General features: G+C 70.9%; 24 protein-coding genes. 4 read left to right on the top strand and 20 right to left on the bottom strand.

Going from position 1 to position 25768, the window contains the following annotated elements:
- Positions 1-83: 83 nt before the first annotated feature.
- The 3 genes from KV557_RS03820 to KV557_RS03810 form a co-directional block, all read right to left on the bottom strand.
- Entirely contained in the window at positions 84-497 is a 414-nt protein-coding gene (locus KV557_RS03820) for a hypothetical protein (RefSeq protein WP_308129754.1), read from the bottom strand.
- 130 nt (positions 498-627) lie between these two features.
- Positions 628-1476, bottom strand: a complete 849-nt coding sequence (locus tag KV557_RS03815) for a helix-turn-helix domain-containing protein (protein ID WP_218198157.1) — start codon at positions 1474-1476, stop codon at positions 628-630.
- On the bottom strand, positions 1473-2057 hold the full coding sequence (locus tag KV557_RS03810) for a DUF6879 family protein (RefSeq protein WP_218198156.1): 585 nt from the start codon (positions 2055-2057) through the stop codon (positions 1473-1475). The genes KV557_RS03815 and KV557_RS03810 overlap by 4 nt, the downstream gene beginning before the upstream one ends.
- A gap of 421 nt (positions 2058-2478) precedes the next feature.
- Here KV557_RS03810 and KV557_RS03805 point away from each other — a divergent pair, with 421 nt between their 5' ends.
- Positions 2479-2946 (top strand): NUDIX hydrolase, encoded by a 468-nt coding sequence (locus KV557_RS03805; protein ID WP_218198155.1) that lies wholly within the window; start codon positions 2479-2481, stop codon positions 2944-2946.
- Between the two features lie 14 nt (positions 2947-2960).
- On the opposite strand, the gene KV557_RS03800 is transcribed toward KV557_RS03805, so the two are convergent.
- Both KV557_RS03800 and KV557_RS03795 read right to left on the bottom strand, forming a co-directional pair.
- Positions 2961-3356: a DUF3052 domain-containing protein gene (locus KV557_RS03800; RefSeq protein WP_218198154.1), complete on the bottom strand. Its 396-nt coding sequence runs from the start codon at positions 3354-3356 to the stop codon at positions 2961-2963.
- Positions 3357-3367: 11 nt separating this feature from the next.
- Entirely contained in the window at positions 3368-3973 is a 606-nt protein-coding gene (locus KV557_RS03795; RefSeq protein WP_218198153.1) for a dienelactone hydrolase family protein, read from the bottom strand.
- Positions 3974-4145: 172 nt separating this feature from the next.
- Here KV557_RS03795 and KV557_RS03790 point away from each other — a divergent pair, with 172 nt between their 5' ends.
- Positions 4146-4778 (top strand): hypothetical protein, encoded by a 633-nt coding sequence (locus tag KV557_RS03790; RefSeq protein ID WP_218198152.1) that lies wholly within the window; start codon positions 4146-4148, stop codon positions 4776-4778.
- Positions 4779-4813: 35 nt separating this feature from the next.
- On the opposite strand, the gene KV557_RS03785 is transcribed toward KV557_RS03790, so the two are convergent.
- Together KV557_RS03785 and KV557_RS03780 are read right to left on the bottom strand one after the other, a co-directional pair.
- The gene (locus KV557_RS03785; RefSeq protein WP_374106588.1) at positions 4814-5683 is read right to left on the bottom strand and encodes an ABC transporter permease; all 870 of its coding nucleotides are present in this window, start codon (positions 5681-5683) and stop codon (positions 4814-4816) included.
- Positions 5684-5724: 41 nt separating this feature from the next.
- The gene (locus KV557_RS03780; protein WP_218198151.1) at positions 5725-8628 is read right to left on the bottom strand and encodes an alpha/beta fold hydrolase; all 2904 of its coding nucleotides are present in this window, start codon (positions 8626-8628) and stop codon (positions 5725-5727) included.
- A 216-nt stretch (positions 8629-8844) separates the two neighbouring features.
- On the opposite strand from KV557_RS03780, the gene KV557_RS03775 reads away from it, so the two are divergent.
- Positions 8845-9861, top strand: coding sequence for a mechanosensitive ion channel family protein (locus tag KV557_RS03775; protein WP_308129753.1), 1017 nt, complete (start codon positions 8845-8847; stop codon positions 9859-9861).
- A 124-nt stretch (positions 9862-9985) separates the two neighbouring features.
- Here KV557_RS03775 and KV557_RS03770 read toward each other — a convergent pair whose 3' ends face one another.
- The 4 genes from KV557_RS03770 to KV557_RS03755 all read right to left on the bottom strand — a co-directional run bounded on the left by KV557_RS03770 (position 9986) and on the right by KV557_RS03755 (position 12815).
- Positions 9986-10453: a GNAT family N-acetyltransferase gene (locus KV557_RS03770; RefSeq protein ID WP_218198149.1), complete on the bottom strand. Its 468-nt coding sequence runs from the start codon at positions 10451-10453 to the stop codon at positions 9986-9988.
- Position 10454: 1 nt separating this feature from the next.
- Entirely contained in the window at positions 10455-11393 is a 939-nt protein-coding gene (locus KV557_RS03765) for an RluA family pseudouridine synthase (protein ID WP_218198148.1), read from the bottom strand.
- 95 nt (positions 11394-11488) lie between these two features.
- Positions 11489-12196 carry a signal peptidase II gene (lspA, locus tag KV557_RS03760; protein ID WP_308129759.1) on the bottom strand — a complete coding sequence of 236 codons (708 nt, stop codon included), beginning with the start codon at positions 12194-12196 and terminating at the stop codon, positions 11489-11491.
- 151 nt (positions 12197-12347) lie between these two features.
- A complete protein-coding gene (locus tag KV557_RS03755) occupies positions 12348-12815 on the bottom strand; it encodes a TraR/DksA family transcriptional regulator (RefSeq protein ID WP_308129752.1) in 468 nt (155 codons plus the stop codon).
- 621 nt (positions 12816-13436) lie between these two features.
- Between KV557_RS03755 and ileS the strand changes: the two genes are divergently transcribed.
- Complete coding sequence (ileS, locus tag KV557_RS03750) at positions 13437-16583, top strand: isoleucine--tRNA ligase (RefSeq protein ID WP_218198145.1); 3147 nt, start codon at positions 13437-13439, stop codon at positions 16581-16583.
- A 178-nt stretch (positions 16584-16761) separates the two neighbouring features.
- On the opposite strand, the gene KV557_RS03745 is transcribed toward ileS, so the two are convergent.
- The 9 genes from KV557_RS03745 to ftsW all read right to left on the bottom strand — a co-directional run bounded on the left by KV557_RS03745 (position 16762) and on the right by ftsW (position 25747).
- Positions 16762-18132: a DivIVA domain-containing protein gene (locus KV557_RS03745; protein WP_218198144.1), complete on the bottom strand. Its 1371-nt coding sequence runs from the start codon at positions 18130-18132 to the stop codon at positions 16762-16764.
- 59 nt (positions 18133-18191) lie between these two features.
- The gene (locus KV557_RS03740; RefSeq protein WP_218198143.1) at positions 18192-18473 is read right to left on the bottom strand and encodes a YggT family protein; all 282 of its coding nucleotides are present in this window, start codon (positions 18471-18473) and stop codon (positions 18192-18194) included.
- A gap of 92 nt (positions 18474-18565) precedes the next feature.
- Complete coding sequence (locus tag KV557_RS03735; protein ID WP_218198142.1) at positions 18566-19171, bottom strand: cell division protein SepF; 606 nt, start codon at positions 19169-19171, stop codon at positions 18566-18568.
- 227 nt (positions 19172-19398) lie between these two features.
- The gene (locus tag KV557_RS03730) at positions 19399-20208 is read right to left on the bottom strand and encodes a YggS family pyridoxal phosphate-dependent enzyme (protein WP_218198141.1); all 810 of its coding nucleotides are present in this window, start codon (positions 20206-20208) and stop codon (positions 19399-19401) included.
- Positions 20208-20939, bottom strand: coding sequence for a peptidoglycan editing factor PgeF (gene pgeF, locus KV557_RS03725; RefSeq protein ID WP_218198140.1), 732 nt, complete (start codon positions 20937-20939; stop codon positions 20208-20210). The genes KV557_RS03730 and pgeF overlap by 1 nt, the downstream gene beginning before the upstream one ends.
- Complete coding sequence (ftsZ, locus tag KV557_RS03720; protein WP_218198139.1) at positions 20936-22162, bottom strand: cell division protein FtsZ; 1227 nt, start codon at positions 22160-22162, stop codon at positions 20936-20938. The genes pgeF and ftsZ overlap by 4 nt, the downstream gene beginning before the upstream one ends.
- Before the next feature lie 365 nt (positions 22163-22527).
- The gene (locus tag KV557_RS03715) at positions 22528-23304 is read right to left on the bottom strand and encodes a cell division protein FtsQ/DivIB (RefSeq protein WP_218198138.1); all 777 of its coding nucleotides are present in this window, start codon (positions 23302-23304) and stop codon (positions 22528-22530) included.
- Positions 23297-24403, bottom strand: coding sequence for an undecaprenyldiphospho-muramoylpentapeptide beta-N-acetylglucosaminyltransferase (gene murG / locus KV557_RS03710; RefSeq protein WP_218198137.1), 1107 nt, complete (start codon positions 24401-24403; stop codon positions 23297-23299). Before murG ends, KV557_RS03715 begins: the two co-directional genes overlap by 8 nt.
- 6 nt (positions 24404-24409) lie before the next feature.
- Complete coding sequence (gene ftsW, locus KV557_RS03705) at positions 24410-25747, bottom strand: putative lipid II flippase FtsW (protein ID WP_218198136.1); 1338 nt, start codon at positions 25745-25747, stop codon at positions 24410-24412.
- Positions 25748-25768 lie beyond the last annotated feature (21 nt).

The raw sequence follows: 25768 nt of genomic DNA, 5'->3' as shown, positions 1-25768 counted from the left end.
TGGCTGCAATGGGCCCGTCGTACGAGCCCCGTGAAGGCGCAGAGCCCCCGCCAGGAGCGGGGGCTCTGCGCGTACCGTGCTGGTCACTCCGAAGGCTCCGGGCAAGAGTCGTCCCCGCCGCCCACCGGACCGCACTTCCACGATGCCCACACCTGCCCGGCGTCCCGATACCGATGCCACGCAGCAGTGTCGACAACGCCGCTCTCGTTGGTGAACCACACCATCGGCAACGGCCCGTACGCGTTCTCGTACTCGGCGACCCACGCCACGTCCCCCGACCCGGCATCCTCGACATGGGTAAGGGCGAAGCCGGCATGGGCGGTGGTGAACGCGATGTGCGCCGCCTTGTCACCGGCGAGCCGGTGCCAGGCGGCATCGATCGCGCCCGAGAACATCTCCGGCGCGCGATCGCCGGCCGCCAGGCGGCGCCCGGCGATCGCGAAGAACCGACCGAGCTCGTCCAACTCAGTCGTGGTAACGGTGATGGTGGTGTTCACGTACTCCTCCTGCTGTGGTCAGGTGGCTGAACCTCAACGCTCGCGGCTGCTCAGCGCATCCGCTCGTGTCGCCTGAGTCACCACGGTGGCGGAAGCCACGAACATTGGCGAGCAGATTTCTGAAGATTTCTCAGACCCACTGCTGCGCAGCTGCGCTGAGCAGTCGGCGCGCGTCCGCGTCGTACAGCGCGCTCGGCGCGAGCAGATCGAAGACCTTCCGGTACTGCACTACTTCCTCGGGCAGGGCGAGCCGCAGTTCCGCGCTGATGACCTCCACGATTACCTGCTGGTCGTCGAAGATCCAGAAGCCGTGCGCCGGCGAGACGGGCAGACGGGTACGGAAGGGCACGACACCAAGACGGAGAGCTGGCAGAGCCGTTGCCGACACCAGACGCTCGATCTGTGCGCGCATCACTCGCGCGGACGCGACGCCGTACATCAACGCGGCCTCGGTCAACAGGATGTGCCACCGCTTGCGGCCCGGCACGTACAGCACCTCCTGCCGAGCCAGGCGCGCGGCGACGGCCGCCTCGGTGTCGGGCGGGCTGTCGTTCAGCCGGGCGTGCTCGCGAAATCGTGCGGCGGCGTAGTCCGCAGTCTGCAACAGGCCGGGAATCCAACACGGTTCGAACACGCGGATGATCTCAGCCGCGGCCTCCGTCTCGGCCCACGACCGCTGAACAACGGCGTGGCCCTCCCGGAGCTGACGCCGCCACTCGGCATACCGGCTGTCCAGATCCCGCAGCAGCACCAGCAGTTCGCCGGCGGCCGCGGGGCAGCCACATGCAGCGGTCCACTCCCGGATGTCACTCGCGGTCGGTGCCTGGCGGCCGAGCTGGATCTTGGAGACCTTGCTCGGCGGCCAGCCCAACCGGCGCGCCAACGTGCGGCCGTCGATCTCGGCGGCCGCACGAATCGCGCGAAGACGTCCACCCAGCTCTTCCCGGGCCTCGTGGACGCCCTTTCTGTCAATGCTCAACGCGGCGGATGCTCCTGGACGAACTCTTGGTACGGCTGGGCGTGGTGGAACGCGGCGTCCAGCCATCGGGCGTGCTCGACGACGATAGCCGGGTCGGTGATGATCTCGGCACCCAGCAACTCCCCCACCTCCGTGAAGTGCAGGATGGCCAGCGTGTGGGAGTCGAAGAGCCAGAAGTCGCGGTCCGGCAGGCACAGGCCGTTGGCGGTTGCGCGGTCGAGGTATCGGATGTCCTCACCGGCAGTGGTGTTGCTCTCGGCGAGGTGAAGTTCGTAGCGGAGGTAGTCGGTCAACTCCGGCGGCACGACACGGACCCGCGCCACGGTCTTGCCCGCTCCGGTCTGCGTCCGCATCGTGTCGAGCCAGGGAGCGAACCAGCCCAGATCGACCGCCTCGCCGTTCAGGAACTGGTCGAACGATTCGCGCTCGTTCTCGATGTCGTAGTGCGTCCGGGTCTCCAGCCGCCGCGCGGTGTGCGCGAACCCGCTGAACAGCGCGTCGAACGCCGCACCGGTGACCAACTCGGACACGGCAGGCGCGGACTTCCGCGGCACGAACCGCTCCAGCAACTCCCGGGGCACTTCGAGAATGTCCTCGTCGTCCGCCAGGTCGCGGACATCGCCGTACGCCTCGTCCGCCGGGTCGATCTTCCAACCCTGGACTACGACGGTGTCCCGATCGGTCTCGTAGACCGCCGGGCACCCGCCCCACCGCTGTTGCTTCCAACGAACCGCAGCCGCATGGGATCCTCCTCAGGATCGTGATTTCTCAGAGTTTCTTCCCATGCCATGCCGCACCATAAGACTTGTTTCCAGCCGATCCCGAGAGATCGAGATGCCCGAATCAGTCTCCCCAGGTGCGCAGGAAGTCGGGCCGACCGACTTCCTGCGCAGGTGGAGAGAGCGAACGCCACCGGCTGGTTCGCCAACTACGCTCGGAGCTTCGTAGCCGTCTGGGCCTGCGCACGGCCCTGGACGCCCGACCACGAGGGGACCGCCGCACATGGGCAGGACTGAGTACTACAACGACCCCGACGCCCCCAAGGCCAACACCCTCATCCCTGCCAGCAACCTGCTCGTGGTCGACGACGACGGCGCCATCCTGCTCCAGCGCCGCCGCGACACCGGCCAGTGGGCCCTGCCCGGCGGCGCCCAGGACATCGGCGAAACCGCCGCCGAGTGCGCCATCCGCGAGTGCCTCGAAGAGACCGGCATCCGAGCCGAGATCACCGGATTCCTCGGCGTCTACACCAACCCGAACCACATCGTCGCCTACACCGACGGCGAGATCCGCCAGCAGTACGAGAACACCTACATCGGCCGCCCGGTCGGCGGGGAGCCGACGATCAACGACGAGGCCGACGGCGTCCGCTACATCCAGCCCGCCGACCTCGACCAGTACGACATCCACCCCAGCATGCGCCGGCAGATCGGCGACTACCTCGCCGGCACCTACCCCTACCTCGGCTGAGCCGCCACCACCGCTCAGCCCCGCAGCTCCCGCCGGATCACCAGCCGCAGCCCCGACCACACCTCGTCGATCGCGCACACCTTGTTGTCCACCAACCCCGTGGGCAGCGCGACCTCCCGCACCCCGTCCTCGTCCAGGTCGCTCACCACCCCCGAGGACTTCTTCGGCCAGGCCACCCACAGCCCCGCCGCCGGTCGCATCCGCGCACGCAGCCCGGCCAGTCCGGCCTCGTACTCGGCACGCCCGGCCGGGAACCACACACAGACGTCGAACATCGAGTCCACCACTACGGAAACGCCCTCCGGCAGCCCCGGCACCGCGAACCCCGCCGGCGCGTCCACCAGCAGCAGCGCGTCCCCGGCCCGGATGCCGAGCTTCCGCGCCGGCGGCGTCCCCGAGTACCCGGCCACGGCGGCGCCCGTCAGCCGTCCAGCTCGGACAGCTCGGCGAGGAAGTCCAGCGCGACGGCCCAGGCCCGCTCGGCGGCCTCGGCGTCGTAGTCGGCCAGGTCGGGGTCGGTGAACAGGTGCCCGGCGCCCCGGTAGCGGTGCACCTCGACGTCGGCGCCGGCCTTCCGCATCCGCAGGTACCAGGCGTTCAGCCAGTCCTCGGTCTCGAACGGATCCGGCTCCGCAACGTGCAGCTGAACCGGGATCGACGTGGCCGCGTCCTCCCGCAGATCCGACGTCCCGTGCAGGAGCAGCAGCCCGCGCGCCTTCTCGTCCGCCAGCGCAAGGTTCTGCGCGAGCGAGCCGCCGAGCGAGAACCCCGCGTACACCAGTTCCGGCACGACCCCGTCCACCGGCGCAAGCAGCGGCGCGACCGCGCCGACGGCCCGCCGCAGCAGTTCGTCACTGCCCCCGGCCTCTTCCTGGTACGCCATCCCGGCCTCGATGTCCTCGAACACAAGCCCGTCAAAAAGGTCCGGCGCGTGCACAGTGTGCCCAGCAGCACGCAACCGGTCAGCGGCAGCGTGCACGGCGGGCCGCAGCCCGTAGGCGGAGTGGAAGAGGACGATCTGGGCCACGGTCGGGTCCTTCAAATCAGAGGTCGGCTACCCACCCATGATCCCGCATCGTCACCCGCCCGCCGGTCAACGCCCGAGCAGCGACAGCCGCGTGCGGGTGATCAAGAGCCACACCCCGCCCTGCCCCTCGTTGGTCCGGGCGGAACTCCCGACAACCCCAAGGACATTCGCCATGCGCCGCACCGCCCTGACCATCGCCGTCCTCGCCCTCGGCCTGGCCGCCCCAGTCGAGGCCGCGTCGCCGGCGGGCGCCATCGGACCGCAGGTCCCGGTCAAGGGCGCGACGACCTTCTGCCTCACCCCCGCCGCCGACCAGGCCCTCAAGGCGCAGCACGTGGACCTCCGGGCCACCGCCCCGGCCACGCTGGACACCACCGGCCCGACCCCGTGCGTGAGCTTCCCGATCACCTCGGGCGCGGTCGCCCTCGACCTGATCTCCGGCGGCGCCCCGCTGGACGGCGCGATCGCCTTCGTCCGGACGACCGACGGCAGCCGCGCCGACTTCACCCACCTGTTCAGCAACGTGACCCGGCGGACCGTGACGGCCGTCGCCCGGGTGAACTACGGCCCGGCCGCCGAGATCGACTTCCTGACGTACACCGTCTCCACCGACCACGTCCGGCTCGGCCTGGACGGCATCGACGCGGCCGGCCTGCCGCTGAACCTGGCCCCGGCCGGCGCGCAGACCTTCCGGCAGGCCCTCGGTACCTCCCCGTTGGCCGCCGGTCAGCAGCTGTTCGCCGGCGACGGCCACGTCGACCTGGTGCGCAGCGTCCTCGCCGTCCCGGTCGGCCTCACCAACTGACCGACCAGGCCTACCTCCTCACGCCCGAACCACGGTCAGGACACGACGTCCTTCCGCCCGAACCCCCGGAAGGCCAGCGCAAGCAGCACCACCGCGTACGAGAGCGACAGCGAGACGCCCTGCACCATCCCGCCCCACTCCAGCTGGGGCTGCAGGGCGTCCGCCCACGCGTACTGCCAGTGCGCGGGCAGCCACTCCCGCAGGCCGCCGAGCGCCGTGACGGCGTCCAGCACCCCGGTGATGATCGACGCGAACACCGCGCCGCCCACCGCGCCCAACGGAGCATCGGTCGCCGTCGACAGCCAGAACGCCAGCGCCGCGATCACGATCTCGCTCAGGAACACGAACGCCACCGCGATCGCCAGCCGCGGCAACGCCTGCCCGGCCGACAGGCTGACGCCGGCCGGCAGCTTCAGGTCCCCCCACCCGTACGCGATCGTCCCTACGACCAGCCCGATCGCGGGCAGCATGACCACCGCGACCGCCGAGAACGCCAGCCCGACCGCGAACTTGCGCGCGAGCAACCGGGCCCTGGGCACCGGCGCGGCCAGCAGGTAGCGCAGCGAGGACCAGCTCGCCTCCGACGCCACCGTGTCGCCGCAGAACAACGCGACCGGGATCACCAGCATGAAGCCGGTGCCCACGAACAGCATCGTGGTCGCGAAGTTGGGCCCGGACGCGGTGGCCAGATCGATGAACGTCGTCCGGTCCGGACGGCTCGGAGTGCCGCCGATCTGGAACGCGGCCAGGAGGACGAACGGCATCGCCGCCAGCACTCCGCCGATGACGAGCGTGCGGCGACGCCTCAACTGCCGCATGGCCTCGACCCGCAGCGGCAGCGTCCGCCCCGCCCGGTACCCCTCGGCATGGTCCGTCGAGGCGTGATCCATCGAGTCGTGGTCCATCGGGGTGTGGTTCATCAAGGCCTGGTCCGTCGAGTCGGCACTCACGCCGCACCTCCGATCAACGACAGGAACGCGTCCTCAAGCCGCCGCTGCGGCCCGGCACTCTCCACCGGCACCCCGAGCCGCACCAGCTCGGCCACCAGCTCACTCGCCGCCAGCCCGTCCAGCCGCACCAGCAGCCCGCCCTCGACGGCCTCCGCCGAACCGACGCCGGCCAGCGCGCCCACCTTCTCGACGACCGACGCCAGTGACTCCGACGCAACTGCCTCCGCCATAACGGACCCCACCTCAACCGCCCCGGACGCGTACGAAGCGGCCACGCCGATCAGCACCAGCTCACCCGCCCCGACGATCTCACCGACGGCGCCGGCAGTAACCAACCGCCCACGATCCATGACCACCAGGTCCGTACAACTCTGCTCCACCTCGGAGAGCAGGTGGCTGGAGACGATGACGGTCCGCCCGGCCGCCGCGTACCGGATCATCACCTCGCGCATCTCACGGATCTGTGGCGGGTCGAGCCCATTGGTCGGCTCGTCCAGGATCAGCAAGTCCGGCATCCCGAGCATCGCCTGGGCGATCGCGAGCCGCTGCCGCATGCCCTGCGAGTACGTCCGCACCGCGCGGTCGAGCGCCTCGCCGAGCCCGGCGATGGCCAGCGCCTCGTCGAAGCACGCGTCCTGTTCGGGCCGCCCGGTGGCCTGCCAGTACAGCCGCAGGTTGGCCCGCCCGCTGAGGTGCGGCAGGAAGCCCGCGCCCTCGACGAACGCGCCGACGCGCGAGAGCACCGGCGCACCGGGCCGCACGAGGTGCCCGAAAATCCGGATCTCACCCACATCCGGCCGAATCAACCCCATCAACATCCGCAGTGTGGTGGTCTTGCCCGCGCCGTTCGGCCCGAGCAGGCCGAGCACCTGCCCCTGCTCGACCCGGAAGCTCAACTCCCGTACCGCGTACCGATCCGCCGAGCCCTTGTAGCGCTTGCTGAGGCCACTGATCTGCAGCGGCACGTCGCCCAGCGCCGGGTCGTACGCGGCTCCCCGCGCAGCCCGGCGTCGCCGCAGCCGCGGCAGCAGCACCAACCCAAGCGCCACCCCAACAGCGACCAGCGGCAGTACCCAGGTGCGCGCGGGCAGCGGCGCAGCCTCGGTGACGAGTTCGTCGACGGTCGGCGCGGTGAGCGCCCCGGCCACCGCCACCCGGTAGGTGGCCGGTTCGGCGGGCGACGCGTACGCCAGGTCGGTGCCGGCCAGGACGAGCCGCAGCCTGTGCCCGGCGGGGAAGGTGTGGTCGACGGCGGGCAGCGCAACGGTGACGGTCCGGCCCGCGTCCGCGCCGGTGACCCGCAGCGGGGCGGCGAGCTGCTGCGGCAGCACGGCCTTGCCGTCCGGCCCGACGTCGTACAGCTTCGCGAAGAGCACCGCGTCGGCCCGGTCGGCCTGCACCCGGACGGGCACGGTGGGCTGCCCGGTGAGGTGCAGCGGGCTGTCGAGCGGCGCGGAGTCGAAGGCGGCGTGCTGCCCGGGGAAGTCCAGCGACAGCCCGGCGCCGAGCGAGGCGGCCTGGCTGAGCGCACCGATGCCGGGCAAGGTGGAGATCCCCGGCGGGGCACCACCGGGCGGGTTCGCAAACGTCTTCTCGCCACCACCCGACGCCCCACCACTCACCGCGCCACCATTCGACGCCCCACCATTCGACGCCCCACCACCCGACGCCCCACCACCCAGCTCCACCGACCGCGATCCCGTCCCCCCGAGCCCCGGGTACCGGTCGGCCGTGGCCCCACGCAGCACGGCCTGGAACCCGGTGGAGTCGACACCGCCGGTCCGGGTGACCCGGAACGCCGGCCCGGTGTCGTTGCCACGCCCCCGCAGGTAGTGGTCGAACCAGGCCGTCACCCGGTCGTCCACCCGCGCACTGGTGTCCGTACCGCCGTCGTGTCCACCCGCGAACCAGTCCACCGCAACCGGAGCTCCGTTGGCGGCCACCGCCCGGGCGATCCGATCCCCCTGGTCGAGCGGGAACAGCGAGTCCTGCTGCCCCTGGACGACCAGGGTGGGCGCCTTGAGCTGCGCGGCCACCGAGGACGGGCTGGAGCGCTCCAGCAGCGCGACGGCCTCCGGGTCGGCGTGCCCGGCGGTGGCGACCCGGTCGTACATCTGGCAGAGCGAGTCCAGGAATCGTCCACACCCGACCGGCCCGCCCTCATCCGTCTTCGGCCCGCCGCCCTCGCGCGGCGCACCGCCGGACGGCCCGAGGTCGCCGGCCGCGCCGGTGGTGAAGAAGATCCCGGCCCACAGCTTCTTGAACACGCCGTCCGCCGCGTCGGAGCCCTGCACGCCCTGCGGGAACAGCGCGTCGGCCAGGTTCCACCAGGTGATCTGCGTGGCCACCGCATCGATCCGATGGTCGTACGCGGAAGCCAGCAGCGAGATCGCGCCGCCGTAGGAGGCGCCGGTGATGCCGACCCGGGGGTCGCCGGGGGCGTCGAGCTGCACCTCGGGCCGCTGGGCCAGCCAGTCCACCAGGTGTTTGACGTCCTCGACCTCGCGGTCGGGCGCGTTGAGGCCGATCTTCCCGCCCGAATGCCCGAAGCCACGCGCCGACCAGGTCAGCACCGCGTAGCCCTGCCGGGCGAGTTGCTGAGCGCGGTCGCGCTCGCCCTCCTTGGAGCCGCCGAAGCCGTGCGCGAGCAGGACGGCCGGGCGCGGCGTGGAGCCGGCGGTGAAGAAGGAGGTGTCCAGCTGGACCTGCTGGTCGCTGCCGGGTGTCTCGGGCATGCTGAGGAAACGATCCTCCTGATGGACCGCCTGCTCACTGCCGGACGCCACCGCCGCCGTGCCGACACCGGCGACGGCCACCAGGGCCACCACGCCGGCCAACAGCCTCCGCCGCGTCACCGTCCCGCGACCGCGCCACCGGCGCCACGCCCCACCGAACTCCATGGCCGCTGATCGTATCCGCCGTGCGAGTAGGCGTCCGATAAAGCCACCGCCCGTTTCGCCCGGTTCACCCCACTAAGCCCAGGTATCGTACGACCGACCCGCTCCCAACCTTGACCGACCCGCTCCCAACCTTGACCGACCCGCCTCCGCTCCCGACTGCCCCACCTCCAACCCCGACCGACCCGCCCCCAGCCCCTCCCGCCCGACGAGGTGCCCGTGCTCTGGCCGCTGATCACCCTGCTCGCCACCGTCGCCGCCACCCTGGCGATCGGCTGGATCGTCGACCAGGTGCTCCAGCGCATCGCCGCCGGCCACCCCGGGGCGCCGGTCTGGCCGCTGCTCCGCGGCTGCCGCATCCCGCTCCAACTCGCCATCGTCGCAGCCCTGTTGCTCGCCGCGAACCCGCTCAAGCGGATCTTCCACCTGAAGAACGACAACGGCGCGCACCACGCGATCCTCCTGCTCCTGCTCGCCTCGCTCGGCTGGCTCACCGTCCGCGTGGTCGCGGCCCTCCTGGAGGCGCTGCTCAGCCGCTACGAGACGGTCACCGACGACCCGGCCCGGGTGCAGCGGGTGCACACCCAGATCAGCATGCTGCGACGGGTGGTCAGCGCGGTCATCGTCGTCGTGACGATCGCCGTGATGCTGCTGACCTTCGCCGCGATGCGCACCATCGGCGCCAGCCTCCTCGCCTCCGCAGGCATCATCGGCATCGTGGCCGGCATCGCCGCCCAGAGCACCCTGGGCAACTTCTTCGCCGGCCTGCAGATCGCCTTCGGCGACACCGTACGGATCGGCGACACGGTGGTGGTGGACGGCCAGCAGGGCACGGTCGAGGAGATCACCCTCTCCTACCTGGTGGTCCGGCTCTGGGACTACCGCCGCCTGATCGTCCCGGTCTCCTACTTCGTCAACAGGCCCTTCGAGAACTGGACCCGCCGCCACCCCGGCCTCCTGGCCGCCGTCCTGCCCCACCTCGACCACACCACTCCGGTCGACGACCTGCGCACGGCCCTGCGCAACCGCCTCGACCACAACCCCCTGTGGGACGGCGCCGAATGGGCCCTCCACGTCACCGACACCACCCCCAGCACCATCGTCGTCCGCGCCACCATGACCGCCCGCACCCCCGACGACGCGGCCCAACTCCGCTTCGACATCCGCGAACAACTCATCGCCTACCTACGCGACGAACACCCCGAATCCCTCCCCCGCCTCCGCACCACCGACTGACTGCACAAAACCCATCCCCCGAAAGCAAAATTCCCCGCGCCCCGAAAGGGGCGCGGGGAACTGCGCGACCAGCCACCCACTCGGCCGCAGGCCCGTTCCCAACGGTTCCCACGGCCCCGAAGGGCTACAGCACTCGCGTCATCGTCCGATGCGGAATCCCGGCATCGTCATACACCGGCCCCTCCGCCACGTACCCCAGCCGCTCGTAGAACCCCAGCGCCTGCACCTGCGCATGCAGCTCCAGCTCGACGGCCCCGCGCGCGACCCCCGCCGCCTCGATCGCCCGCACCAGCTCGGCCCCGAGCCCGGTCCCCCGGGCAGCCTTCACCACCGCGAGCCGCCCCAGCAGCACCCGCCCCTCGACACCCCCGGTGAGCGCCAGCGCCTGTTCCCCGAAGATCAGCCGCCCGGTCCCGAGCGCAGCGCCGTCCGCCCCCACCGCCAGCAGGTGTTCCGACGTGGCGTCGAGCTCGTCGTACTCCAGCTCCTCCGGCACGTTCTGCTCGACGACGAACACCTCGCGCCGCACTTCCCGCACCAGCGCCAGGTCCGCCTCGCCCACCGCAACCCGGATACCGACCGCCACCGCCACCTCAGCTCTCCGCCGCGATGATGTCGAGCGCCTTCCGCAGGTCGGCCGGGTACTCGCTGGAGAACTCGACCCACTGCCCGTCCGCCGGGTGCTCGAACCCGAGCGAAACGGCGTGCAGCCACTGCCGGGTCAGCCCGAGCCGCTTGGCGAGCGTCGGGTCGGCGCCGTACGTCAGATCGCCCACGCAGGGGTGCCGCAGCGCGGACATGTGCACCCGGATCTGGTGGGTGCGGCCGGTCTCCAGCTTGACGTCAAGCAGCGACGCCGCCCGGTAGGCCTCGATCAGGTCGTAGTGCGTGACGGACGGCTTGCCCTCGCGGGTGACCGCCCACTTCCAGTCCGAGCTGGGGTGCCGTCCGATCGGCGCGTCCACGGTCCCGCTCAGCGGGTCCGGGTGCCCCTGGACGAGGGTGTGGTACCGCTTCTCGGTGATGCGGTCGTGGAACTGCCGCTTCAGGTCGGTGTACGCGCGCTCGGACTTGGCGACGACCATCAGCCCGGAGGTGCCGACGTCGAGGCGGTGCACGATGCCCTGGCGCTCGGCGGCACCCGAGGTGGAGATCCGGTAGCCGGCCGCGGCGAGCCCGCCGATGACGGTGGGGCCGGTCCAGCCGGGGCTGGGGTGCGCAGCGACGCCGACGGGCTTGTCGACGAGCACGATGTCCTCGTCGTCGTGGACGATGCGCATGCCGTCGACCGGCTCGGCGACGATCTGCACCGGGGCCGCGGGGGCGGGGATCTCGACCTCCAGCCAGGAGCCGGCGGTGACCCGGTCCGACTTGCCGGCCACGGCGCCGTCGAGCGTTACCTTGCCGTCGGCGGCCAGCTCGGCGGCCTTGGTCCGGGAGAAGCCGAACATCCGGGCGAGGGCGGCGTCGAGTCGCTCGCCCTCCAGGCCGTCGGGAACGGGGAGGCTGCGGTGCTGCGCTGCGGTACTCACCCGTACGAGTATGCCGGAAACCCGGCACGCGCCCGCCGCCGTCCCGCGCTACTCCGGCTTCTCGCCCTTTCCGGACTTCTCGCCCGTACTCACCCTTACTCGCCCTTCTCGGACTTCTCGGACTTCTCGGACTTCTCCGCCTGCTGGTGCACGGTCCCGTCCGGGTTGCTGCCCCGGAAGGAGAGCAGCACGACGAGGATCCCGCCGCAGACGATCGCCGAGTCGGCGAGGTTGAAGACCGCGAAGTGCTGGACGGAGATGAAGTCCACCACGTGCCCGCGGAAGACGCCCGGCGCACGGAACAGCCGGTCGGTGAGGTTGCCGAGCGCCCCGCCGAGCAGCAGCCCGAGTGCGATCGCCCAGGGCAGGCTGTACAGCCGGCGGGCGATCCGCCAGATCACCACGATGACGGCCGAGGCGATCATGGTGAAGACGACGGTGAGCGCCTGGCCCATGCCGAAGGCGGCGCCGGAGTTGCGGATCACCTGGAAGGTGACCACGTCGCCGATCACCTTGATCGCCGCGTGGTTCTCCAGCCGGGCGACGATCAGCAGTTTGCTGCCGAGGTCGATCAGGAACGCGAGCAGGGCGACGACCAGCAGGACGCCGACCCGCCGTCGGCCCTTGGGCGCCTCCGTCACGACCGAAGCGCCGGTCGAAGCACCGGCCGATGCACCGGCCTCGGCGCCATCAGAAGTGGGCCCAGCGGCTTCGGCGGGCTCGGCCACGGCCACCTCCACGGCATCGGCGGGGGTCGGGACGGCGTCGTCCCGGGTCTGGGGGGAACCTTGCGTACTGATGATCCGCTCCGCTACCGATGGAGCTCCCCCGGCCGGAGGTGGGGGAGGATGGGCCGGTGACGACCTGGACGCGTCCGCTGCGGACGTGTCAGGCGACGTTACGGGGTCGAGCGTACGGCAAGCCCGACCCCCCGCGCCGCGTCGGTCGACTCGTTCAGCGGCGTTCCTGCTTGGCCTTGCACTGCACGCAGAGCGTCGCCCGCGGGAAGGCCTGCATCCGGGCCTTGCCGATGGCCTGCCCGCAGGACTCGCAGACGCCGAAGCCGACGCCCTCCAGCCGGGCCAGGGCGTGCTCGGTCTGGGCGAGGCTGTCCCGGGCGTTGTTGGCGAGGGCCACCTCGCTCTCCCGCGAGATGTTCTTCGTACCGGCGTCCACCTGGTCGTCTCCGGCTCCGTCGTTGGAGTCACGCATGAGCCCGGAGATGGCGGCCTCGGCGGCGTCGATCTCGTTCTGCAGTCGCTCCAGCTCGCTGATCAGCTCGGTGTGCAGCTCGTGGACCTCCTCCGAGGTCCAGGGCTCCTCGCCGAGGCGGACCGGCAGTGTGGCCGGGTCCACGGATTCGGCGCCGCGCGGCACGGTGACGGTGTCGATGCTGGTGTTCTGCCGTGCGGTAGTGGTCACGGTCCCCTCCCCTGGATCGGCCGCCACGGCCTTGCGTGCCCGCTTGGTGGCGGTACCCGCGCCGGTTGCCTTCTCAGCCATGGCTTCGACCCCATCTACGAACGAATCGAGCCGCCGGTTCCCGGCGGCTTCCAGTGCCGGAACGATAATCCCGATCAAAACCGGTCACAACATGACATACCGGCGCCTCATCATGATCCCACCCAGCCAGCCGCCCCAATCGCCCCGCCCCGCGCGCTGCCATTCATGTGCCCAGATCACCCCCTCCTAACCACCCCCGCGCACTGGACGAACCACCGCAGCAGCACCGGACAAAACCGACTTGCGGCAGCCGATACACTGAGCCTGCAAGGCGCAGATGGGACGAGTACCGACGTACGCAGCCACCAGCGACCCGGGGACGGTGTGAGCCCGGGGGGCGTGCACGGCGGGAAGATCACCCCGGAGCCGCCGGAAGAACAGCCGCCCGCCCCGAGCGACGGCCCACTAGACCCGGCAGCAAGCCCAAACAAGAGGGCCGCACGCAGCACCGCGGCCAAGGAGGGTGGTACCGCGGGACGGCTCGCCGTCTCGTCCCTCCGTCGGATTCCGTCCACATCCGCCGGAGGTATGACGCCCGCGATGAGTACCTACAACTCCGTCCCCGCACAGGTGGATCTCCCCGCCCTGGAGCACCGGATCCTGTCCTTCTGGCAGGACAACAAGGTCTTCCAGCGCAGCCTGGAGCAGTCCGAGGGCCGTCCCGAGTGGGTCTTCTACGAGGGCCCGCCGACCGCCAACGGCATGCCCGGCGCCCACCACATCGAGGCCCGCGTCTTCAAGGACGTCTTCCCGCGCTACCGGACGATGAAGGGCTACCACGTCGCCCGCAAGGCCGGCTGGGACTGCCACGGCCTCCCGGTCGAGCTGGCCGTCGAGAAGGAGCTGGGCTTCTCCGGCAAGCAGGACATCGAGGCGTACGGCATCGCCGAGTTCAACGCCAAGTGCCGCGAGTCGGTCACCCGCCACACCGACGCCTTCTCCGAGCTGACCACCCGCATGGGGTACTGGGTCGACCTCGACGAGGCCTACCGGACGATGGACCCGTCGTACGTCCAGTCCGTCTGGTGGTCGCTCAAGCAGATCTTCGACAAGGGCCTGCTGGTCCAGGACCACCGGGTCGCCCCCTGGTGCCCGCGCTGCGGCACCGGTCTGTCCGACCACGAGCTGGCCCAGGGCTACGAGACCGTCGTCGACCCCTCGGTCTTCGTCCGCTTCCCGCTGACCGGCGGCCCGCTGGCCGGCCAGGCCGCGCTGCTGGTCTGGACGACCACCCCGTGGACCCTGGTCTCCAACACCGCCGCCGCCGTCCACCCCGAGGTCACCTACGTGGTGGCCACCGACGGCAACGAGAAGCTCGTGGTCGCCGAGCCGCTGGTGGCCAAGGCCCTCGGCGAGGGCTGGGAGACCACCGGCGAGTCCTTCACCGGCGCCGAGATGGAGCGCTGGGCCTACCGCCGCCCCTTCGACCTGGTCGAGATCGAGAACGCGCACTACGTCCTCAACGCCGACTACGTCACCACCGAGGACGGCACCGGCATCGTCCACCAGTCCCCGGCCTTCGGCGCGGACGACCTCGTGACCTGCCGCAAGTACGGCCTGCCGGTGGTCAACCCGGTGCTGGCCGACGGCACCTTCGCCCCCAAGGTCCCGCTGGTCGGCGGCCAGTTCTTCAAGAAGGCCGACGAGGCCCTGGTCGCGGACCTCAAGGAGCGCGGCCTGCTCTTCCGCCACCTCCCGTACGAGCACAGTTACCCGCACTGCTGGCGCTGCCACACCGCGCTGCTCTACTACGCGCAGCCGTCCTGGTACATCCGGACCACCGCCGTCAAGGACGCGCTGATCCGCGAGAACGAGGCCACCAACTGGTACCCGGAGACGGTCAAGCACGGCCGCTTCGGCGACTGGCTGAACAACAACATCGACTGGGCGCTCAGCCGCAACCGCTACTGGGGCACCCCGCTGCCGATCTGGCGCTGCGAGGAGGGCCACCTCACCTGCGTCGGCTCGCTGGCCGAGCTGTCCGAGCTCACCGGCACCGACCAGAGCGAGCTCGACCCGCACCGCCCGTACATCGACGCGGTCACCTTCGCCTGCCGCGAGTGCGGCGGCACGTCCACCCGGGTGCCCGAGGTGATCGACGCCTGGTACGACTCGGGCTCGATGCCGTTCGCCCAGTACGGCTACCCGTACCAGAACAAGGAGCTGTTCGAGAAGCGCTACCCGGCGCAGTTCATCTCCGAGGCGATCGACCAGACCCGCGGCTGGTTCTACACGCTGATGGCGGTCGGCACCCTGGTGTTCGACAAGAACAGCTACGAGAACGTCGTCTGCCTGGGCCACATCCTGGCCGAGGACGGCCGCAAGATGTCCAAGCACCTGGGCAACATCCTGCAGCCGATCCCGCTGATGGACCAGCACGGCGCCGACGCGGTCCGCTGGTTCATGGCGGCCGGCGGCTCGCCCTGGTCGGCCCGCCGGGTCGGCCACGGCACGATCCAGGAGGTGGTCCGCAAGACCCTCCTCACCTACTGGAACACCGTCGCCTTCCAGGCCCTGTACGCCCGCACCTCCGGCTGGGCCCCCTCGGCGAGCGACCCGGCCCCGGCCGACCGCCCGCAGCTGGACCGCTGGGTGCTCTCCGAGCTGAACACCCTGGTCCGCGAGGTGGACGAGGCCTTCGAGGCGTACGACACCCAGCGCGCCGGCAAGCTGCTCTCCGGCTTCGTCGACGACCTGTCCAACTGGTACGTCCGCCGCGGCCGCCGCCGCTTCTGGCAGGGCGACGCCGCCGCACTCGCCACCCTGCACGAGGCGCTGGAGACGGTCACCCGCCTGATGGCCCCGCTCACCCCGTTCATCACCGAGCGGGTCTGGCAGGACCTGGTCGTCCCGGTCGCGCCGGACGCCCCGGCCTCGGTGCACCTGGCCACCTGGCCGGAGGCGGACGAGACGCTGATCGACGCCGACCTCTCCCGGCACATGGCGCTGGTCCGCCGGCTGGTCGAGCTCGGCCGGGCCACCCGCGCCGAGTCCGGCGTCAAGACCCGTCAGCCGCTGTCCCGCGCGCTGATCGCCGCCCAGGGCTGGGAGGAGCTGCCCGCCGACCTGCGCGCGCAGATCGCCGAGGAGCTCAACGTCTCCACCCTGGAATCGCTGGCTGCATCGTCCCCTTCCGGGGCGGGCGGCGGCTCGCTGGTCGACACCAGCGCCAAGGCCAACTTCCGTGCGCTGGGCAAGCGCTTCGGCAAGGGCGTGCAGGACGTCGCCAAGGCGGTCGCCGCCACCGACGCCGCCCGCCTGGCCGCCGAACTGCGCGCCAACGGCGAGACCAGCGTCGAGCTGAACGGCGAGACGGTCACCCTGTCCCCGGACGAGGTGATCATCACCGAGACCCCGCGCGAGGGCTGGGCCGTCGCCAACGAGTCCGGCGCCACCGTCGCCCTCGACCTGGCCATCACTCCGGAGCTCAAGCGGCTCGGCATCGCCCGCGACGCCATCCGCCAGATCCAGGAGGCCCGGAAGAACTCCGGCCTGGACGTCGCCGACCGCATCGTCCTCCGCTGGCGCGCCACCACCGAGGAGACCGCCGAGGCCATCGCCGAACACGGCCCCCTCATCGCCGAAGAGGTGCTCGCCACCGACTTCGCCGCCGGCGCCGCCGACTGGGACTCCGAGACCTTCACCGACGAGTCCCTCGGCCTGGCCTTCCAACTCCGCAAGGCCTGACCAACCCCCACGAAGCCGCCGGAACCCCCAGGTCCCGGCGGCTTCGCCATACCCCCTTCCTCCCCTCACCCCTCACGCCCTCCCCCAATCCGGCCCCACCCCCGGACACCAAAAAGGACGCCCCCTCCCCGACCCGAAGGTCAGAAAGGGGACGCCCTCAAAAGGCCCTGCTACAACCTCAGTTGTCGCCGTCCTCGTCGATCAGGAAGCCCCGCATCGGCGCCGGCGCCTGCTGCATCGGCTGCGGCGGCTGCGGTCGGACGGCCGCCATCGGCTGGGTCATACCGGCCGGCTGCATCTGCGGAGCCCCGGTGTTGCCACCGTTCGACTGCCCGCCGAAGCTCGGCGCCGGCGAGTTCCCGCCGAACGAGCTCTGCCCACCGAAGGACGGCGAGTTACCGCCGAAGGACGGCTGGTTCCCACCGAAGCTCGGCCCGCTGCCCATCGCACTCGCACCGGCCGGAGCCATCGACGAGGCCGCCGGCGGCAGCGACGCGGTGGCGGGGATCCGCGGCGGGGCGAGCGAGTCGTCGGCCTGCGACTCCAGCTGACGGAGCTGGGTCTCCAGGTACGACTTGAGGCGCGTACGGTACTCGCGCTCGAACGCCCGCAGGTCCTCGACCTTGCGCTCCAGCGTGGCCCGCGCGGACTCCAGCGACCCCATCGCGACGCGGTGCTTCTCCTGCGCGTCCCGCTCCAGGGCGTCGGCCTTGGCCCGGGCGTCGCGCTCAAGGCCCTCGGCCCGGCTGCGCGCCTCGCCGACGATCTTGTTGGCCTCGGAACGGGCCTCGGAGATCGCCTGGTCGGCGGTCTGCTGGGCGAGCGCCAGCACACGGGCGGCGCTGTCGCCGCCGGGGCCCTGCTGCTGCATCGGGCCGCCGAGCGGGCCGCCCATCTGCTGCGGACCGCCCATGGGGCCGCCCATCGGCTGCATCTGCTGCTGGCCCATGCCCTGGCTCATGCCCTGACCCATGCCTTGGCCCATGCCCTGGCCCATCGGGTTGCCCATCTGCTGCGGGCCACCGGGGCCGCCCATGGGCTGGAGCATCTGGCCACCCATCGGCTGGACCAGCTGCTGCTGGCCGCCCATGGTCTGGTTCATCTGCTGCTGCGGGCCGCCCATCTGCTGCGGACCGCCGGGGCCGGCCGGGAGCTGCGGGGCGCCGGACGGCAGGCCGAGGGGCTGGTTGCCCATCTGCTGCTGCTGCGGACCGCCGGGACCCATCTGCTGGGGACCGCCGGGGCCCATCTGCTGCGGGCCGCCCGGGCCCTGCTGGCCGGGGACCGGCGGGCCGGATATGGCGGCCGGGACGGGCGCTCCGGGACGGGCGTCCTGCGGCGGCTCCTTCCGCATGTTGGCCTGGTTCTGCGCGGCGGCACGAGTCGCGGCGGCCAGCTTGGCGCGCAGGTCCTCGTTCTCGCGCAGAAGGCGGGTCAGCTCCGCCTCGACCTCGTCGAGGAAGGCATCGACCTCGTCCTCGTCATAGCCTTCGCGCAGGCGGACGGTCGTGAACTGCTTGTTCCGAACGTCCTCGGGGGTCAATGGCATCTCTTCACCTCAACGTGATCGTCGGCACACCGGCATCCTGTCGCATCGCTCACCTACGACTAGGGCCGCACAAGCGAGATCAGGACATACACAATGATCATCAGTACGAAGAAGGACAGGTCGAGCGCCACGCCCCCGAGACGCAACGGCGGGATGAACCGCCGAAGAAGCTTGAGCGGCGGATCCGTGACAGTGTACGTGGCCTCCAGGACCAGGACCATGGCCTTGCCGGGCCGCCACGAACGCGCGAACTGGAAGACCCAGTCCATCACCAGCCGCACAAGCAGGAACACCAGGAAGACGGTCAGGGCGTAATAGGCCACCGCCCACACGATATCCATCGCGTATCCCTCTCCCCGGTCCCGGGCCCTGGGGCCCGCTGCCTGTCGCTAACCCACTGTTGATCAGATCCACACGTAAAGTCGTGGCCGGGTCAGCTCTGGTTGAAGAACCCACCCTCGGCGATCCGAGCCTTGTCCTCCGCCGTGACATCGACGTTAGCAGGAGACAGCAGGAACACCTTCTGCGTCACGCGCTCGATACTGCCGTGCAGACCGAAGACGAGTCCAGCGGCGAAGTCTACGAGTCGCTTCGCATCAGTGTCGTCCATCTCGGTCAGATTCATGATCACCGGGGTCCCGCCACGGAACTGTTCCCCGATGGTACGGGCCTCGTTGTAGGTCCGGGGGTGCAGCGTGGTGATGCGGTAGGGCTCTCGTTCGTTCACTACCTTGGGCATGATCACCGGTGCGCTCTTCTCCAGGTTGTGGCGGCGTTCGGGTGTGATGGACGACACTGGGGCCATCCTCGGGGGCTCCTGCCGGATCGGGACCGCGGCCGGCACCGGTTGCGGGGTGATCGAGGAGACCGGGGAGGGTGCCGCGGCCGGCCGGGGGATGTCCTCCGTCCGCACCGCCCCCGTGCGAATCGGCTCGGGGTCCGCGTCGTAGTCGTCGTCGGGGTCGTACCCCTGGCCGTCGTACGTCTCGTCCTCCACGAGGCCGAGGTAGACCGCCATCTTGCGCATTGCGCCGGCCATGCTCCTGTCTCCTCCGCTTGTGGTGGACCGGCTCCGTCCCGGCGGCCGGGCCGGGCGGCCCTGCCTGCGGATTCCGCGGTCCGCCCACGACAATTCATCAGATCGACATATCGTCAGATTACGTGAGTGGGGGCCGCGGAGCTGCGATCCACGGTTCGCTAGCGCTCTGGAAAGCTGCTAGTTTCTGTCCTATTTTGTCCTGCAGTCTGATCTACTACCCGGTGACGTTACCTGAGGGGTGACCTCACTCCGAGTACCGCCGTTCCGACGCGCACATGTGTCGCTCCGGCGGCAATGGCCTGCTCAAGGTCGCCGCTCATCCCTGCGGAGACCATGGTGGCAGCAGGATGGGCCGTCCGTACGGCGGTTGCGATTTCCGCCAGTCGATCGAAGGCCCGGGCCGGATCTCCGGCGAGCGGGCCGGACAGCGGAGCGACGGTCATCACACCGTCCAGCCGCAGCCCGGGCGTGTCGGCGATGGCGTCGGCCAGCTCCACGACGTCCGCCGGGGCGACCCCGGCCCGGTGCTCGCCCTCGCCGTGCTCCTTGTCCAGCGCCACCTGCACCAGGCAACCCAGCTCCGGCCGCTCGGACTTGAGCACCGCCGCGGAGAGCGACCCGACCAGCCGCAGCCGGTCCACCGAGTGCACATGGTTCGCGTACCGGACGACCGAGCGGACCTTGTTCGTCTGCAGCTGTCCGACGAAGTGCCAGTCGAGCGGAAGGTTTCTGCACTGCTCCGCCTTGGGCGCGGCATCCTGGTCGCGGTTCTCCGCGACATCCGTCACACCCAGCGCGGCCAGCAGCGCGGTGTCCTCGGCGGGGTAGGTCTTGGTGACGACGACCAGCCTGACCTCGTCCCGGGCCCGCCCGGCCGCCGCACAGGCGTCGGCGATCCGGCGCTCGACCACGTCGAGGTTGGTGCCCAGTTCTTCGTACCGGGCCCGCTGGCCCTCCGTCAGCGTCTTGAGCCAGCCTGAATCAGGAAAGAAAGGGCCGGGGCTGCCCGGGAACGGTCCGTAGATGTCGTTCGTCATCAGTGTTCAGAGCCCAACCAGACATAGCTCGCGAGCCGGCCCGTGCGCTGCTCACGGCGATAGGAGTAGTGATCGGCGGATTCGAGGGTGCAGACCGATGATCGCACCAGCTCGGTGACACCCGCGGCGGCCAGCTGGGCCGCCACTCCCTCCGGCACGTCCAGCGCCGGCGTTCCCCACGAAGTCTCGGCAAAAGCGGCGGGCACCACCGAGGCGACTTCGGCGCGCAGTTCGGCCGGCACCTCGTAGCAGCGACCGCACACCGCGGGGCCGGTGGCGGCGACGATCCGACCGGGCTCGGCACCCAGCCCGGTCATCGCCCGGACCACCGCGGGCACCACTCCGGCCGCGAGCCCGGGCCGGCCCGCGTGGGCCGCGCCCACCACACCCGCCACCGGGTCGGCCAGCAGCACCGGGGTGCAGTCGGCTGTCAGCACCGCGAGTGCGAGCGGCCGGTCGGTGACCACCGCGTCCACCGTCGGGGCCTCCCCCATCGGCTGGCGCTCCGTCACCACTGCGACGTCCGCGCCGTGCACCTGGTTCATCCAGACCACGTCGGCCGGGTTCAGCCCGAGTTCACGGGCCGCGATCGCCCGGTTCTCCCGGACGGCCTCCGGGTCGTCCCCCACCGCACCACCGAGGTTGAGCTCCCCGTACGGCGAAGTGCTCACCCCGCCCCACCGATCGGTGAAGGCGAAGTGAGCACCGTCGCGTACCGCGCGATCGATCACTTAAGGAAGTCCGGGACGTCGAGCTCCTCGGCCGGGCTCTCCACGAACGGCTGCCGGGCCGGCTGCACCTGCGGCGGCACCGGGGCGGCGGTCGCGGTGGCCGGGGTCTCGGCCGGGCGGGACGGCGCGGCCGAGGTCTCCCCCTCCGAGCGGGACGTCACCGAGCCGATGGTCCCGTACGACGGCCGGGAGACCGGGCGGTCCGGGGTGGCCGACGGCGTGGCCGGGGTGGCGGGAGTCGACTTGACCACCGGGTCGCGGACGATGGCCGGCGGCTGCCCGCCGTCGAAGCCGGCCGCGATGACGGTGACCCGCACCTCGTCGCCGAGCGCGTCGTCGATGACCGCACCGAAGATGATGTTGGCCTCGGGGTGCGCGGCCTCGCTGACCAGCTGGGCGGACTCGTTGATCTCGAACAGGCCGAGGTCGGAGCCACCCGAGATGGAGAGCAGCACACCGCGGGCGCCGTCGATCGAGGCCTCCAGCAGCGGCGAGGAGATCGCCATCACGGCGGCCGCCTTGGCGCGGTCCTCGCCGCGGGCCGAGCCGATGCCCATGAGCGCCGAACCGGCCTCCGACATGACGGACTTGACGTCGGCGAAGTCGAGGTTGATCAGACCCGGGGTGGTGATCAGGTCGGTGATGCCCTGGACACCGGAGAGCAGGACCTGGTCGGCCGAGCGGAACGCGTCCAGCACGCTGACCTGGCGGTCCGAGATGGACAGCAGCCGGTCGTTGGGGATCACGATGAGGGTGTCGACCTCTTCGCGCAGGCTCGCGATGCCGTCCTCGGCCTGGTTGGCACGGCGCCGGCCCTCGAAAGTGAAGGGGCGGGTGACCACGCCGATGGTCAGTGCGCCGAGCGAGCGGGCGATGTTGGCGACGACGGGCGCGCCGCCCGTGCCCGTGCCACCACCCTCGCCCGCGGTGACGAAGACCATGTCGGCCCCCTTGAGGACCTCCTCGATCTCCTCGCGGTGGTCCTCGGCGGCCTTGCGGCCGACCTCGGGGTTGGCGCCGGCGCCGAGGCCCCGGGTGAGTTCACGGCCCACATCGAGCTTGACGTCGGCGTCGCTCATCAGGAGGGCCTGCGCATCGGTGTTGATCGCGATGAACTCGACGCCCTTGAGACCGACCTCGATCATCCGGTTGATGGCGTTGACACCACCGCCGCCGATGCCGACGACCTTGATGACTGCGAGGTAGTTCTGCGGTGCTGCCACGTCGAAGGCCTCTCGCCTCGAATTTCCGGGTCGGTGCGGCCCGGTGACCGGAGCCGTACCGACGGATGTCGATGGGTAGGGAGCCTGGTTTCTGACTGAATGTCCGAAATGCCGACCGCCGACCCCAACCCTAAACTTGACCTTTAGGGTTAGTCCTGTGCCTCCGTCACATCACCAGGAAACACAGTCTGGTGACACAGGACACTAGGTGGCTCCGGGCACGTGTTTCAACGAACACGCCGAGCTTCCCTTTTTCTTTTGAGCCTATGTGATCATCGACCGGCATATGAAACCGGGGTGACCACCAAGGGTCGGGCCGACACTCGAAGGCGTCAACCCCTCCCCACGGCACAGAACCTACCGGATCATCCCGACACCGCCGGCGCGTCCGGAGCACTCACGTCGTAGTTCGTACCCTTCTGATTCATCAGCGCCACCAGCACCCGGGCCTTCCGGTCGTTCTGCTCCGGACTCCCCCAGCGCACCGTCGCACCCCCGCTGAGCTGCAGTTCGATGTCGTCGTACGAGTGCACGAGCAACCCGCCCGCCCGCTGGGCGACCTCGGTCGGCAGCCCGGCGGCCACCCCCACCGCGCCCTGCACCAGCTGCGAACGGGAGATCACCCCGTCGGCGTCCTTCGCCTGCTGACTGAGCCGCAGCTCCACCACCGGGACCCCGGCCGGCGGGGCCGCCTCGGTGGCGAAGCTCACGCCGCCGGCGTCCACCTGGGTGAACTGACCGTCATCCCCCTTGACAGCGGCGACCGCCTTGCGCTGGACGACCTTCACCTGCAGTGTGTGCGGCCAGCCCCGCCAGACCTCGGCCTTGGCCACCCGCGGGATGGCCTCGACCCGGTGCTGGACGACGTCCAGGTTCACCCGGGCCAGCGGGCCGTCGCCGACCCCGCCGATCGCCTCGCGGACCTGGTCCGCCGTCAGCTTGTCGTCGGTGACCCCCTGAACGGCAACGTCGCGCACGTCCAGCACCGAGGAGAAGAAGACCAGCCAGGCCAGCCCGCCGACCACCGCGGCACCGAGCACGCTCAGCACCACGATGCCCCGCCGGGAGAGCCGGAGCCGGGGAGCGTGCTCCTCGGCCTCCAGCTCCTCCTCCAGGGGGTCGGCGAGCCGGCCGTCAGCCACGGCGGCGACCGCCGCGGGACGCCTCGATCGCCTCGTAGACCATGCCGACCAGCAGCTCGTCGGCGTCCCGGCGGCCGAACTCGGCGGCGGCCCGGCTCATGTCCCAGAGCTTCTGCGGGTCGGTGAGCACCGGCAGCACGTTCTGCAGCACCCAGTCCGGGGTCAGCTCGGCGTCGTCCACCAGCAGACCGCCGCCGGCCTTGACCATCGGCTGGGCGTTCAGCCGCTGCTCACCGTTGCCGATCGGCAGCGGGACGAAGGCGGCGGGCAGCCCGACGGCCGCCAGCTCGGCCACCGTCATGGCACCGGCCCGGCAGAGCATCAGGTCGGCGGCGGCGTAGGCCAGATCCATCCGGTCGACGTACGGCACCGGGCGGTACGGCGGCATCCCGGGGATGTCGTCCACCTGCGGCAGCTCGTTCTTCGGGCCGACCGCGTGCAGGATCTGCACGCCGTACTGCTGGAGCCGCGGGGCGATCGCGGTGACGGTCTCGTTGAGCCGGCGCGCCCCCTGGGAGCCGCCGGAGACGAGCAGGGTGGGCAGCCGCTGGTCGAGGCCGAAGTAGTGCCGGGCCTCCGGGCGGGCCGCGTTGCGGTCCAGGGTGGCGATGGTCCGGCGCAGCGGGATGCCGATGTACCGGGAGTCGCGCAGCTTGCTGTCCGGAGTGGAGACGGCGACGAAGTCGGTGTAGCGGGCGCCGATCTTGTTGGCCAGGCCCGGGCGGGCGTTGGCCTCGTGCACCACGATCGGCACGCCGGCCCGCTTGGCGGCCAGGTAGGCCGGCATCGCGACGTAGCCGCCGAAGCCGACCACGGCGTCGGCGTTGACCCGCTCGATGATCTCCTGGGCGGCCCGGACGGTGCCGCGCAGCCGGCCCGGGACGGTGATCAGCTCGGGGGTGGGCTTGCGGGGCAGCGGGACGGCCGGGATGAGCTCCAGCTGGTAGCCGCGCTCGGGCACCAGCCGGGTCTCCAGACCGCGCTCGGTGCCCAGGGCGGTGATCCCGATGGACGGGTCGTGCCTGCGGAGGGCGTCCGCGAGGGCCATGGCCGGCTCGATGTGACCGGCGGTCCCCCCGCCGGCGAGTACGACATGCACCGAAATTCACCGCTCCCTGCGTGCCGGCCCGGGGGCCGGGCGCGCTGTGGTTCGTCGTCGTGGCAGCACCCGGGCCAGTCGCTTCCTGAGCCGGGAGTTCTTGGTCCGGGCGGCCAGGGCCGCCTTCGCGCCGGAGGTGCTGCGTGCCAGGCAGAGCAGCACACCGATCGCGGACATGGCCGACAGCATGGCGGAACCGCCGTAGGAGAACAGCGGGAGCGGGACGCCCGCGATGGGCAGCAGTCCCAGCGCCGACCCCAGGTTGATCACGGCCTGCGCCGAGATCCAGGTGGTGGCGGCTCCCGCGGCGTACCTGACGAAGGGATCCTTCGTACCGATGGCCACACGGATACCCGCGTAGCCTAGTGCCGCGAAGAGACCGATCACCGACAGCGTCCCCACCAGGCCCAGTTCCTCGCCGGTCGCGGCGAAGATGAAGTCGGTGTGCGCCTCGGGCAGCTGGCCCCATTTCTCGACGCCGGCGCCGAGGCCGGTGCCGAAGCCGCCGCCGAGCGCGAACGAGTAGACGCCGTGCAGGGCCTGGAAGCAGGTTCCGTCGGGGTCGAGCTTGGTGATCCCGATGCAGCCCAGGCGTTCCGCCCGGTGCGGGACGGTGATCACCAGGGCGGTGCAGACGACGACGGCCACGCCGAGGGTGGCGACGAACAGCCGCAGCGGCGCGCCGACCATCCAGAGCAGCGCGAACAGCATGGCCACCAGGATCATCGAGGTGCCCATGTCGCCGCCGAGCATGATCAGCGCGAGCAGCAGCAGGGCGCCCGGCACCAGCGGGACGAGCAGGTGCTTCCACGAGGTGAGCGTGCCGGCCTTCTGCTTGCGGGCGAGCAGGTCGGCGCCCCAGAGCACCAGCGCGAGCTTGGCGAACTCGGAGGGCTGGAACTGGAAGAACCCGAAGTCCAGCCAGTTCTGGTTGCCGTTGATCCGCACCCCGATGCCGGGCACCGCGACCAGCGCGAGCGCGCCGATCACCCCGAACATCACCGGGTAGACGATCACCCGCAGCACCGCCACCGGGACGGCGGCGAAGCCGATCAGCAGGACCAGCCCGAGGATGGCCGCGATCAGCTGCTTGAGGAAGTAGTACTGCGCCGAGTGGTGCTGGCCCAGGGCGAGGATCTGCGAGGCCGAGAAGACCATCATCAGGCCGAGCACCACCAGCAGCAGCGTGGTGCCGACGATCAGCAGGTAGGGCGTGAGCGGCCGGTCCAGCCAGTACCTGACCCGGGCGCGGAAGGCGCTCAGGCGGCCCAGCGGACCGGCCGACTTGTACTTCGTCGTGGTGGCGGAGATCACGCGCCACGGGTCGGCGGTGCCTTCCGGCACGCCGGAATCCGCCCTGCCCTG

Origin of the sequence: Kitasatospora aureofaciens (genome assembly GCF_019192735.1) — a bacterium.
GTDB classification, from domain to species: Bacteria; Actinomycetota; Actinomycetes; order Streptomycetales; family Streptomycetaceae; genus Kitasatospora; species Kitasatospora aureofaciens_A.
The sequence above is the reverse complement of the archived record's forward strand: the minus strand, read 5'-3'. Positions and strand labels throughout refer to the sequence as shown.

Bases quoted from the DNA above. Each gene is read 5' to 3' on its own strand.
- KV557_RS03745 (WP_218198144.1), bottom strand. From the start codon at position 18,132: ATGCCATTGACCCCCGAGGACGTTCGGAACAAGCAGTTCACGACCGTC.
- KV557_RS03805 (WP_218198155.1), top strand. From the start codon at position 2,479: ATGGGCAGGACTGAGTACTACAACGACCCCGACGCCCCCAAGGCCAAC.
- KV557_RS03780 (WP_218198151.1), bottom strand. From the start codon at position 8,628: ATGGAGTTCGGTGGGGCGTGGCGCCGGTGGCGCGGTCGCGGGACGGTG.
- KV557_RS03730 (WP_218198141.1), bottom strand. From the start codon at position 20,208: ATGACGAACGACATCTACGGACCGTTCCCGGGCAGCCCCGGCCCTTTC.
- KV557_RS03785 (WP_374106588.1), bottom strand. From the start codon at position 5,683: ATGGACCACGACTCGATGGATCACGCCTCGACGGACCATGCCGAGGGG.
- KV557_RS03735 (WP_218198142.1), bottom strand. From the start codon at position 19,171: ATGGCCGGCGCAATGCGCAAGATGGCGGTCTACCTCGGCCTCGTGGAG.
- ileS (WP_218198145.1), top strand. From the start codon at position 13,437: ATGAGTACCTACAACTCCGTCCCCGCACAGGTGGATCTCCCCGCCCTG.
- KV557_RS03740 (WP_218198143.1), bottom strand. From the start codon at position 18,473: ATGGATATCGTGTGGGCGGTGGCCTATTACGCCCTGACCGTCTTCCTG.
- KV557_RS03790 (WP_218198152.1), top strand. From the start codon at position 4,146: ATGCGCCGCACCGCCCTGACCATCGCCGTCCTCGCCCTCGGCCTGGCC.